General features: G+C 67.7%; 9 protein-coding genes. 3 read left to right on the plus strand and 6 right to left on the minus strand.

What is annotated here, in order from left to right; genetic code table 11:
* Positions 1 to 18: 18 nt before the first annotated feature.
* Positions 19 to 705, minus strand: coding sequence for a TM2 domain-containing protein (locus J2X01_RS04115; protein ID WP_310050831.1), 687 nt, complete (start codon positions 703 to 705; stop codon positions 19 to 21).
* Between the two features lie 185 nt (positions 706 to 890).
* Between J2X01_RS04115 and J2X01_RS04120 the strand changes: the two genes are divergently transcribed.
* Entirely contained in the window at positions 891 to 1328 is a 438-nt protein-coding gene (locus J2X01_RS04120; RefSeq protein ID WP_310050833.1) for a DUF7144 family membrane protein, read from the plus strand.
* Between the two features lie 31 nt (positions 1329 to 1359).
* On the opposite strand, the gene J2X01_RS04125 is transcribed toward J2X01_RS04120, so the two are convergent.
* From J2X01_RS04125 to J2X01_RS04145, 5 genes are all read right to left on the minus strand, one after another.
* A complete protein-coding gene (locus J2X01_RS04125; RefSeq protein WP_310050837.1) occupies positions 1360 to 2745 on the minus strand; it encodes a M1 family metallopeptidase in 1386 nt (461 codons plus the stop codon).
* A gap of 40 nt (positions 2746 to 2785) precedes the next feature.
* Complete coding sequence (locus J2X01_RS04130; RefSeq protein ID WP_310050956.1) at positions 2786 to 6694, minus strand: Pls/PosA family non-ribosomal peptide synthetase; 3909 nt, start codon at positions 6692 to 6694, stop codon at positions 2786 to 2788.
* A 170-nt stretch (positions 6695 to 6864) separates the two neighbouring features.
* The gene (locus J2X01_RS04135) at positions 6865 to 7830 is read right to left on the minus strand and encodes a quinone oxidoreductase family protein (RefSeq protein ID WP_310050840.1); all 966 of its coding nucleotides are present in this window, start codon (positions 7828 to 7830) and stop codon (positions 6865 to 6867) included.
* 154 nt (positions 7831 to 7984) lie between these two features.
* Complete coding sequence (locus J2X01_RS04140) at positions 7985 to 9076, minus strand: fatty acid desaturase family protein (protein ID WP_310050841.1); 1092 nt, start codon at positions 9074 to 9076, stop codon at positions 7985 to 7987.
* Positions 9077 to 9520: 444 nt separating this feature from the next.
* Positions 9521 to 9937 carry a hypothetical protein gene (locus J2X01_RS04145; protein ID WP_310050844.1) on the minus strand — a complete coding sequence of 139 codons (417 nt, stop codon included), beginning with the start codon at positions 9935 to 9937 and terminating at the stop codon, positions 9521 to 9523.
* Between the two features lie 31 nt (positions 9938 to 9968).
* Between J2X01_RS04145 and argC the strand changes: the two genes are divergently transcribed.
* Both argC and argJ read left to right on the plus strand, forming a co-directional pair.
* Positions 9969 to 11000 carry an N-acetyl-gamma-glutamyl-phosphate reductase gene (argC, locus tag J2X01_RS04150; protein ID WP_310050846.1) on the plus strand — a complete coding sequence of 344 codons (1032 nt, stop codon included), beginning with the start codon at positions 9969 to 9971 and terminating at the stop codon, positions 10998 to 11000.
* Entirely contained in the window at positions 10997 to 12163 is a 1167-nt protein-coding gene (gene argJ / locus J2X01_RS04155; RefSeq protein WP_310050848.1) for a bifunctional glutamate N-acetyltransferase/amino-acid acetyltransferase ArgJ, read from the plus strand. The genes argC and argJ overlap by 4 nt, the downstream gene beginning before the upstream one ends.
* Positions 12164 to 12184: the final 21 nt, after the last annotated feature.

Below are 12184 nucleotides of genomic sequence, written 5' to 3' on the forward strand. Positions count from 1 at the left end.
GCGGCATGTACCGTGCCGCTACCCGGGTAGCCGGTATTCCTGGGCCGTGAGGTGCCAGATGGCGCCGGTGGTACTGACTATCAGTGTGTACGTCCCCGGGGCCAGGGGGACGCCGATCGCTCCGGCGCCGGCCTTGACCAGGGACAGCACGGTGAGGGCCGGTCCATTCACGGGTTGGAGATAGGCAACGGCTGGCCCGGTGAAGGTGTACTCGATGTGGAGCCTGCCGGTGATGGTCACGAGCGGCGCCGGGGGTTTCGTGCCGGAGGCCTCCGCAACGGTGATCCACTCTTTCGTCGGTGGCGGCGGGGCCGGGTGCAGCAGCGCGTCTACGGCGGTAGCGGTGGCGGTGACAGTCCCGGTGACGGGGGCCGCGCTGACGCCGATCGCCGCACCCACGAGGGCAGCGACCAGGACGATCGAGGCCACACGCAGGCCGCGCCGCAGGGCGTTGGTCCCGGCCAACGGCATGGATGCACCGTCGGCGGCGTATTGTTCGGTGATCCGGAACAGGTCAATGAGCCACCAGATGCCGGCCCCGCCGAGCGTCAGGAGCTTCAGGGTGCCGGTGACGGGCTTGTGCAGGTAGAACCGGTCCGCGCCGGTGAATCCCAGGAACAATGCCAGCAGCCACGCGGTGCGCAGGGAGCGCATCGGCGGGAGGTCGCCGTCGAAGAAAAGCCCGTAGTGATCGGTCAGGGGCACATTCCGATTCTGGAACGGCCACGTCCGGATGTCCACAGGTCCGGTGTGCGCTTCCGACGTGTCCCGGCCCACGATTGACCGGCCCGGACTGCCAGGAACATAATCGGAATCGGTACAGCTTCACGACACGACTGCGCCGACCATGAGGCCGACGGCAGAGAATTCAACGGAAAGCGGTCGGCACTATGAGCACTGTCCATCACCCTGTCGCTTCGACTGGCTGGACCGGCTGGATCACGTTCGCCGGAGTCATTCTGATCATCAACGGCGTCTTCAGCGGCCTTCAAGGCCTCGTCGCCCTAACCGGACCCGAAACCTACTATTTGGCGACCCCGGGCACGCTGTTCATCTTCGATGCGAAGGGGTGGGGCTGGTGGAATGTGGCTCTGGGGGTGCTCTTGATCCTCACCGCCGTCGCGCTCTTCTCCGGTGCAACGTGGGCTCGAGTCGTTGCTGTCGTCGTTGCGGGCGTCAGCGCGGTCGTTCAACTGATGCTCATTCCGGCGCAGCCGTGGTGGTCCGTTATCGTCATCGCCATCGACGTGCTGATCATCTACGCGGTCATCGCCCACGGCAGCGAGTTACGGACCGGAGAAACGCGGCCGAACGTCGACTCCGTTTAGGAATGGGCCGTTGCTCATGGAGACGGTGCTGTTAGCTGCCGGACGGCAGCGGCGGCAGGGCCTCCTGGTACAGCCACGGGTGCAGCAGGGCCTCGGTGTCGAGGCCGGTCGCGTGGTCCGCGGTGAGGATGAACTGCGGCGTTGAGACGGAGCCATGTCGGTTCTGCCCGGCCCATTCGTGGAGCAGCGAGAAGAACGCCAGGTCGCCGCAGCGCCGGCGCAGGGCATGCAGTGCCAGCGCGCCCCGCTTGTAGACCCGGTCATCGAACATCCGCTCCGGCCCGGGGTCACCGATGAGCAGGTCCTGCTTGCCGGCGCTGAGCTTGCGCCAGGCCGTGGCGGCCCGGCGGGCCACCGGCATGACGCCGGCCTCTTCGGACCAGATCCATTCGGCGTAGCAGGCAAAACCCTCATGCAGCCAGATGTCTTTCCACGAGGCCGCCGTGAGCGAGTTCCCGAACCACTGGTGGGACAACTCGTGGGCGATGAGCCGCTGGGACTCCCAGTCCTGCCCCAGATGGTTGGGGCCGAAGATGGACAGGCCCTGCGCCTCCAGCGGGATCTCCAACTCGTCCCCTGCCACCACGACGGTGTACTCGGCGAACGGATATGGGCCGAAGCAATCGATGAACGTGCGCATCATCTCGGGATGCCTGGCCAGACCCTCGCGGGCCTTGTCCGCCAGGGCCGGCGGGACGGCCGCATACTGGGGGACCTGAACTGCCGGGCGGACCGGATTGAGGGAGAGCAGCTCATAGCGGCCGATCTGGACCGTGGCGAGGTATGTGGCCATCGGCTCCGACTGCTCGTAGACCCAGGTCTCGCGGCTGGACCGGCTGGTGCGCCCGACCAGGATCCCGTTGCACACGGCACGGTAGTTCGCGTCCGTGGTCACTGAGATCCGGTAGCTGGCCTTGTCCTGAGGGTGGTCGTTACAGGGGAACCAGGACGGTGCGCCGTTCGGCTGGCCCGCCACGAGCACACCGTCGGTGAGTTCCTCCCAGCCCACTTCCCCCCACAGCCCGCGGCGGGGAGTTGGGTTGCCCTCGTAGCGGATGTCCAGGGTGAATTCCTCGCCCGGCAGCAGGGCCGCGTCAGGGACGATGACGAGCTGGTCGGCACGCTGGCTGAACCTCCGCACCCTCCGCCCGCTGAGCTGGATCTTGGTGGCACGGAGCCCGGTCAGGTCCAGCACGAGGGCCGACGTCGGCCGTTGGGTGACGGCGTGCACCACGGCCCGCCCGTTCAGGCGGTTGCTGCTGAGCTTGTAGTCCAGCTCGAGTTCATAGCGGGTGACACGGTAGGCATCCGTGCCGTGACCCGGCAGGTACGGATCGGGGGAGCTGGCCGGATCGTCGGCGGTCACGCCGCTTCCAGTGCCGGTTGCGGCGGTGGAGCTAAACGGGCTGGAACTCATTAACGGGCCTTCGGGATTGCAGGTGCGTGGCGGGCGGTGGCTACTTCAGCTTGGGGGCAGGCACAGCCGGCCCGCTCCAGGGGCTCACCGGATTGCCCATCCAGTAGGTCGCGGCCGGCACCGTTTCACCGCGCATCACCAGGGATGCCGGGCCCACCGTGCCGCCGTTGCCGATCCGGGCCTGCGGGAGGATGACTCCGTGCGGTCCCATCGTTGCCCCGTCACCGAGCGTAACAGTGTCGATGCTCATGACGCGGTCGTGGAAAAGATGGGTCTGCACGACGCAGCCGCGGTTGACCGTGGAGTTCCGGCCCAGGGTCACAAGGTCGGCTTCGGGCAGCCAGTAGCTTTCACACCAGGTGCCGGCCCCGATTTTGGCGCCGAGGGCCCGGAGCCACCAGACCAGCGCCGGGGTCCCGGTGGCCGCGCGGGCGAACCAGGGTGCGCTGACCATTTCGATGAAGGTATCCACGACCTCGTTGCGCCAGATGAAGGAGCTCCACAGCGGATGCTCGCCGGGACGGATGCGCCCCACGAGCAGCCATTTCGCCACAACGGCGCTGCCCGCTGCCACCGAGCCGGCCAGCAGGATCACGAATCCGCCCAGGACGGCGGCGATGCCGTAATTGAAGACACTGGCGAGCCAGTCGAGTGCGAGCAAAACCGCGGCGGCGATTGCGACCGTTGCCACGACAGGGACAAAGCGGCACAGCTCCCACAGGGCCCGGGCGATCTTGAGCTTCAACGGCGGCTCGTACGTCCTCGTGTCGTCGGAGGCGATGGCCGTGCGCCGGAGCCGGACCGGCGGGCTGCCCAGCCAGGACGTCCCGGACTTCGCCTTCGCGGGAGTCGCCGAAAGCACCGCCACGAGGGAGTTCTTCGGCACGTTTCGGCCGGCCGCGGTCATGCCGGAGTTTCCCAGGAACGAGCGTTTACCGATCTTGGCCGGGGCGATCCGCAGCCAGCCGCCGTCGAGCTCATAGGACGCCACCATCGTGTCGTCGGCGAGGAACGCGCCCTCGCCCACCGTGGTCATCTTGGGGATGAGCAGAACCGTGGAGGCCTCCACGTTCTTGCCGATCCTGGCCCCGAGCAGGCGCAGCCAGACCGGTGTGAAGAGGCTGGCGTAAACCGGGAAGAGCAGGTCGCGGGCCAGGTCCAGGACCCGTTCGGTGGCCCAGACCTGCCAGCCGATCCTGCTGCGCACCCGGTAGTACCCTTCGGCCAGACCCACACCAAGGAGCCGGGTGGTCAGCAGGATCAGCACGAGGTTGGAGAGGAACCAGACCAGGGCGGCCGCCGGCAGGGACAGCAGGAGCTGCGGCAGCGCGGCGCCGAGCGATTCGCTGCCCCGGATGAAGCCAAAGACCACGAAGGCCGCCGCGGCGGCGGAGAAATAGGGGATCAGGGCCAGGACGGCCGACGCGGTGGCGAAGCCGGCAAACCAGAGCCTGCCGATCAGCGGATGCTCCACGGGAGTGTCCGGCCACGAGTGTTTGGCCTTGCCCCGCCGCTCGGCCGGAGACCCGGCGACGAGCTGCCCTGACTTCACCTTGCCCAGCACGGCCGAACCCGGTTCCACCTGCGCTCCGGCACCGATCGTGGCGCCGGGCATGAGGGTACTCCGGGCACCGACCGTTGCGCCCGGCCCGATATGGATAGCACCGATATGGACGACGTCGCCGTCGATCCACCAGCCGGACAAATCAACCTCGGGCTCGACATTGCAGCCGCTGCCCAGCGAGAGCAGGCCGGTCACGGGCGGCAGCGAGTGCAGCTGGACATTGTTGCCGATCCTGGCCCCGAGAGCCCGGGCGTAGTACGGCACCCAGGGAGCGCTGGCCAGGCTGACGGCGCCGGCGAGGTCCTGGATCTGCTCGGCCAGCCACAGGCGCAGGTGCACCCGGCCGGAGCGCGGGTACGTGCCCGGCACTACCTTGCGGAGCAGGACCCTGGCCGCGGCGATGGAGATCAGCATCCGGCCCGCAGGACTGACGAAAACGAGCCAGGACGCACCGACCCACCACCAGGACACGGTGGGCGCTGCGCTGAAACCGGCGAACGACGAGAGCAGATTGTTCGCCGCCATCAGGTACGTCAGCCAGCGCATGCCGACCAGGATGTGCAGCGGGACACCCATCAGCGACTGGAAGACCTGCGATTTGCGCGCGGTGCGCCGGACTGTGCGCTCCGGGGCCGGCCCCGCGCCGCCTTCGGGCAGCGACTGGCGGGCGGTGTCGATGAGCGCCCCGACCCGGGGAGTGGCGTAAATATCAGCCACCGTGATCGTGGGGTAGCGAACGCGCAGCGCGGAGACGAGCTGGGCGGCGGCAAGCGAGCCGCCCCCATAGGCGAAGAAATCGGCGTCGAGGCTGGACACCGCGCTGCCGAGCACGGCACTCCACTGCGCGACGACCCAGGCTGCGTCGTCCGGGAGGTTCAGCGGGGCAGCTTCGGTGTCAGTGGCGCCGGCCCCTGCCAGCGGCCACGGCAGCGCATGCCGGTCCACCTTGCCGCTCGTTTTGGTGGGAAGTGAATCGACCAGGGTCAGCAGCGGGATCAGCGGGGCCGGCAGGCTCCCGCCCAGCAGCTCCCGTGCGGCGGCCAGATCGATCTCCCTGCCTCCCACCGGGGCGAGATAGCCGACCAGGATCTGGTTGCCGGCCGCCGTCGTCTGCACCGTCGCGGCCGCGCCGGCGACGTCGGGCAGCCCCTGCAGGGCGGCGTCGATCTCACCCAGCTCGATCCGCCGGCCGCCGAGCTTGACCTGTTCGTCGGCGCGGCCCTGGAAAATCAGCCCCTCGGCTTCGTAGCGGACCAGGTCGCCGGAGCGGTACGCCCGCGGCCAGCCCAGGGACGGCATCGGGGCATATTTCTCGGCGTCCTTGGCCGGGTCCAGGTACCGCGCCAGGCCGACTCCGCCGATGATCAGTTCGCCGACCTCCCCTTCCCCGACAGGCTGGGAGTTGTCGTCCACGACGGCGAGGTCCCAGCCGTCCAGCGGCAGTCCGATCCTGATCGGGCCGGGACCGCCCAGCGGCGCCGCGCAGGCGACGACGGTGGCCTCGGTGGGGCCGTAGGTGTTCCAGACCTCGCGGCCTTCGACGGCGAGCCGCTCGGCGAGGTCCGGCGGGCACGCTTCGCCGCCGAAGATCAGCAGGCGGACGCTCTCCAGCGACTCCACCGGCCAGAGCGCGGCGAGGGTGGGGACCGTGGAAACGACAGTGATGCCGTGGCTGATCAGCCACGGGCCGAGGTCCATGCCGGTCCGGACCAGGGCCCGGGGTGCCGGGACGAGGCAGGCGCCGTGCCGCCAGGCCAGCCACATCTCCTCGCAGGAGGCGTCGAAAGCCACCGAGAGACCGGCCAGGACGCGGTCCTGCGGACCGATCGGGTCGTCCTGCAGGAAAAGGCGCGCCTCGGCGTCCACGAAGGCTGCCGCGGATCGGTGTTGCACCGCGACACCTTTGGGCGTCCCCGTGGAGCCGGAAGTGAAGATGACCCAGGCGTCGTCGTCGGGACCGGGCAGCCTTGGATCGGGGAACGGGCGGGGCCGCTCGCCCGCTGTCACAATCTCCCCGGCTCCGCTTAATATCCCGGCAACCCGGGCTTCGCCGAACACGAGCCTGGCCCGCTCTTCGGGGTCGTCCGCGTCCACCGGGACGTAGGCCGCCCCGACCATCAGAATGGCCAGGATCGAGATATAGAGCAGGTTGGTGCCGGACGGAATCCGGACCCCGATCTTGTCCCCGGCACCGACGCCGGCCCGGTGCAGCTCCCGTGCCTGCGCCCGGACGGCAGCGGTGAGCTGGGCATAGCTGAGTGACTCGTGGCCGTCGTCGAGGGCAGAGGCGTCCGGGAAGCGCTTGGCTGTTTCCTGCAGCACCTCGACCAGGGTGCGCTCCGGCGGCGCGGCCAGCGAGCCCGGAAGCTGGGCCCCGAAAACCAGGCTGGCGGTGGCGGCGGCTTGCGGAAGGTCGGCGTACTGCGGTTGCTGCGGTAGATCAGTCACGGGGGCATCTTCTCCGGCATAGATGAACGGAAGGTGTCCGGGGTTGCCTTCTGTTAATATTCCTCCGCCGCCCGGACTTTCGCACACTGTTACCGGAGGTGCCGGAGCTACGGGACCAGGATGACCTTGCCGGTGGTGCGCCGCTGCTCCAGGTCATCATGGGCCCGGGCAGCTTCGGCCAGGTCATAGCGGGCGCCGATCCGGACCTTGAGGCTGCCATCGGCCACAGCGGCGAAGAGTTCGTCAGAGCGCCAGCGGCGTTCCTGGGCATTGCGCAGGAAGTGGGCAATCGTCGGCCGGGTCAGGTACAGCGAGCCGCCGGCGTTGAGCCGTTGCGGGTCGACGGGCGGCACCGGTCCCGACGCGGCACCGAAGAGCACCAGGGTGCCGCGGATGCGCAGGGCATCCAGGGACCCGTCGAAGGTGTCCTTCCCGACGCCGTCGTACACGACATCCGCGCCGGTCCCGTCGGTCAGCTCCCGCACCTTGGCGGCGAAGCCCGCGTAGCGCAGCACATGGTCGGCGCCGGCCTCGCGGGCCAGCTGCTCCTTGTCATCGGTGGAGACGGTGGTGATAACGCGCGCGCCCCTCGCCTTGAGCAGCTGGATCAGCAGCAGGCCAACCCCGCCGGCTCCGGCGTGCAGCAGGACGGTGTGGCCGGGCTCCACCTTGAAGGAGGAATTGATCAGGTAGTGCGCCGTAATGCCCTGCAGCGGCAGGGCTGCGGCCGTGTAGTCGTCCACGCCGTGGGGGACCGGCAGGGCCTTGTCCTCATCGATCAGGGCGTAGCCGGCGTAGCAGTTGATGCCTTCGGCCGTGGCCACCCGGTCGCCCGGGGAGAACCCGGTGACGCCGTCGCCGAGTTCCTCCACGGTGCCCGAGGCCTCCGAACCGGGGGTGAAGGGGTAATGGACTTTGTAGGTGCCGCTGCGCTTGTAGGTGTCGATGAAATTCACGCCGACGGCGGCGACCTTGACCAGGAGCTGGCCCGGACCCGGAACCGGGCGCTCCCGCCCGACCAGCGTGAGGACCTCCGGGCCACCGGCCTCGCGGGCGACGATTGTATGCATCATGTGGCTCCTTGCGTGGTCTGAATTCCTGCACCCATCCTAGGGACACCCGGCGCCAACAACGAAGTGACGGCCGGTATCCGGCCGTCACTTCGGGTCAAACAGGAAATCAGGGCCTGCGCGGGAGGACCAGGGAAGGCCGGAGAGCGGCTGCCGCTCAGTACCGGCGGGTCACCGTGGCCATCGGGCATTCGAAGTGGCGTCCGGCGGAGAGGCCGACGTCGTTGAGGTACCGGACGATGATGGCGTAGGACTGCAGCAGCGTGGTTTCCGTGTAGGGAACCTGGTGCTTCGCGCAGAACTCACGGACGATCACGGCGGCCTTGTCGAGCTGCGGACGTGCCATGTCAGGAAACAGGTGGTGCTCGGCCTGGCGGTTGAGGCCACCGAGCAGGATGTCCATGAAGCGGCCGCCGGAGATGTTCCGGGACGTCAGGACCTGGCGGCTGAAGAAGTCCACGCGGCTGTCCGCCGGCAGGACCGGCATGCCCTTGTGGTTCGGGGCGAAGGAGGCTCCCATGTAGAAGCCGAACACGGCGAGCTGGACGGCGATGAACGCCAGCGCGATGCCCCAGGGCAGGAAGGTGAAGGCGAGCACGGGGAGCACGCTGAGGCGGGCGATGACGATCGGGATTTCAACCCAGCGGTGCGTGACCTTGGCGCGCTGGAAGATGAACTTGATCGAATCGATCTGCAGGCCCAGGCCCACAAGGAACAGCAGCGGGAAGAACAGCCAGCCCTGTTTGCGGGTCAGGTAGGAAAAGCGTCCCTGCCGCGTGGCCGCCGCTTCGGGGTAGAAGGCGATGGCGCCGGTGGCGATGTCGGGGTCCCTGGAAATGACGTTCGGGTGGTTGTGGTGCGCACCGTGCTTCTGCTCCCACCAGGAGTAGCTGATCCCGGCGACCGAGGTGGCGAGCAGCCGTGCGGCCCAGTCGTTGGCGCGGCGGGAGGCGAAGATCTGCCGGTGTCCGGCCTCGTGGGCCAGGAAGCTCAGCTGGGTGCAGAGGATGCCGACGGCCGCGGCGATGAGGAGCTGGAACCAGCTGTCACCGATCAGCGCGAATCCGAACCAGGTGGCGGTCATCAGCAGTACCAGAACGGAAAACACCGTGACGTAGAAGCCCACGCGCCGTTCAAGCAGGCCCGCGGCCTTGACGGTCTTAAGGAGTTCCGAGTAGCTCAGGACGACGGCGTTGGGCTGGCGGATGCGCGATTTCGGTCGCGCCGGCGTGGCAGTGGTCAGGGTCATGGAGCGGGCGCCTCGAGACTGTTGCGGGCGGCGCTGTGTCCGACACTCGGACTGCACGGTCTGGATCACCCTTACCAAGCATACGCCCCGCGGCATTACGCCCTGTTTCCCGCCGGCCGCCCAGGCTCCTTACAGAAAGGGAGAAAATCAGAGTTTCTTACCGGAATGCAGTAGCCGTTCCTGCTGGAGTGGAATTATCTGACGTGGCTCGCGGGGCGCAGGTACATTCTCAATTCCCGATTGTGTATTTTAACAATTCGGACAGTTGCCTTGTAGCTGCCAACCGGGCCCTCTGCTACACAAGACGGGGATGGTCCATTTTCACTGTCGCGCAGATCGCATTCGCCGGTTTGTATTATTACCGTTGACCATCCGCTGGCATCCAACACGTCCTGCAAATCAGCAGCAGTGAACTCTTTGTCCTCCGGCGCGTCCCAAGTGCGCCTAATATACGGGCAGCCAGTTGATTGTCTCTAAGGCTGCGGCAGTACCCACAAAAAGGACAAGCGCTGCCAAAGAAAAGCACAGCAGACGGAATGCCACTTTTCGAGATCCGAACCAGCGGATAAAAAGTGAAATGATTACCGCGACAATTAGCGGGACGATACCTATCAGCGTGGCCTCGGTGCGCATGTAAAAGATGTCATGGTCCAGTCCCCAGGTGCCCACGAAGGCGGCGACGAAAACCGCCGCAATCACTGCCATGGGCAGAGTCAGCACCGCCAGGACCCGCGACGTGTTCAGCGCCCAGGGTGGCAACCTGTCGAAAAATTCCTTCATCACCACGTCCCCCGGCCGTACCTCCCCCGGCCATTGCCGCAGTGAGCGGGCACGCGGCAATGGATGCATAAATATCGACATCTATGCATACTCTTGCTGTATAGTCCTAGCTATGACTATTTCTGTTGCCGTCTCAGGTGCAAGCGGTTATGCCGGCGGCGAGGTGCTGCGGATCCTCGCCGGCCACCCCGACGTCACCATCGGCGCCATCACGGCGCACAGCAACGCCGGTTCCAGACTAGGGGAACTGCAGCCGCATCTCCACGGTCTGGCCAGCCGCATTCTCGAAGACACCACCGTGGAGAACCTGTCCGGCCACGATGTGGTGTTCCTGGCCCTGCCGCATGGCGCCTCCGCGGCGATCGCGGCGCAGCTGCCGGCCGGCACCGTCGTGATCGACGCCGGTGCCGACCACCGCCTGGAGGATGCGGCCGCCTGGGAGAAGTTCTACGGGTCCCCGCACGCCGGCACCTGGCCTTATGGACTGCCCGAGCTTCCCGGCCAGCGCGAGGCGCTCCGCGGCGCCAAACGGATTGCCGTCCCGGGCTGCTACCCGACGTCGGCCCTGCTGGCCCTTACTCCCGGCTTCAGCAACCACCTGCTGCAGGCGGACGACGTCGTCATCGTCTCCGCTTCCGGCACTTCCGGGGCCGGCAAGGCCGCCAAGGTCAACCTGATCGGCGCCGAGGTCATGGGATCGATGAGCCCGTACGGTGTGGGCGGCGGACACCGGCACACCCCGGAGATCGAACAGGGACTCTCCAAGGCCCTGAACGCTCCGGTCACCGTGTCCTTCACGCCCACGCTGGCGCCCATGAGCAGGGGCATCCTAACCACCGCCACGGCGAAGGTGCGGCCAGGCGTCACCGAGGAGGAGCTCCGCCACGCCTGGACCGAGGCCTACGACGACGAGCCCTTCGTGCACCTGCTGCCGGAAGGCCGCTGGCCCGCCACCAAGTCCGTGCAGGGGTCAAACCACGCCGTCATGCAGCTGGCACTGGACGCGCACACCGGCCGCGTGATCGTCACCTGTGCCATCGACAACCTGACCAAGGGGACCGCCGGCGGGGCCGTGCAGTCCATGAACATTGCCCTCGGCCTGGCGGAAACCGCCGGCCTCGAACTGCAGGGAGTCGCACCATGAGCATCACCGCCCCCCGGGGATTCCGCGCCGCCGGCGTCACGGCCGGCCTGAAGACCTCCGGCAACCCGGACCTTGCCCTCGTCGTCAACGACGGACCCGCCAAGGCCGCCGCGGCCGTGTTCACCTCCAACCGGGTGGCCGCAGCGCCCGTGCACTGGTCGCGCGAGGTGGTCAAGGACGGCCGCGCCGACGCCGTGATCCTCAATTCCGGCGGAGCCAACGCCTGCACCGGCCCGCAGGGCTTCCAGAACACGCATAGCACCGCCGAGAAGACCGCCGCGGCGCTGGGCGTCTCCGCCACCGACGTCGTTGTCTGCTCCACCGGCCTGATCGGCGAGCAGCTTCCGATGGACAAGATCCTCGCCGGGATCGGAGCCGCCACAGCAGCGCTCAGTGCCGACGGCGGATCCGATGCCGCCACCGCGATCATGACCACGGATTCGGTGTCCAAGCAGGCGGTCTTCACGGGTGCCGATGCCGCCGGCAAGGAATTCACCATCGGCGGGATGGCCAAGGGCGCCGGCATGCTCGCCCCCGGGCTCGCCACCATGCTGGTAGTCCTCACCACGGACGCGGACGTCCAGCCGGAAATGCTCGACGTCGTGCTCCGCGACGCCACCCGGGTCACTTTTGACCGGGCGGACTCGGACGGCTGCATGTCCACCAACGACACCGTGGTGCTGCTGGCCTCCGCGGCATCCGGCGCGGTCCCCTCTGCCGTCGAGTTCGGCCGCGGTCTGACCCAGGTCTGTGCCGAACTGGCCCGCAAGCTGATCGGCGACGCCGAAGGCGCCAGCCACGACATCGCCATCCGCACGTTCAACGCCGCGAGCGAGCGGGACGCCGAAGTCGTCAGCCGCGCCGTCGCCCGCTCCAACCTCTTCAAGACCGCGATCTTCGGCAAGGACCCCAACTGGGGCCGCGTGCTCTCCGCCGTCGGCACCACCGACGCGGTCTTCGAGCCCGACCAGCTCAACGTGTCCATGAACGGTATCCAAATCTGCCGCAACGGCAGCATCGGCGACGACCGCAACCTCGTGGATCTGGAACCCCGCGAGGTCCTGGTTGAGATCGACCTGCAGGCCGGCGAGGCCGAGGCCACGATCCTGACCAACGACCTCACCCACGACTACGTCCACGAAAACAGCGCCTACTCCAGCTAGGCAGTTCCCGGAGGGACGATC

Origin of the sequence: Arthrobacter ginsengisoli, from assembly GCF_031456935.1 — a bacterium.
Classification (GTDB): Bacteria; Actinomycetota; Actinomycetes; order Actinomycetales; family Micrococcaceae; genus Arthrobacter; species Arthrobacter ginsengisoli.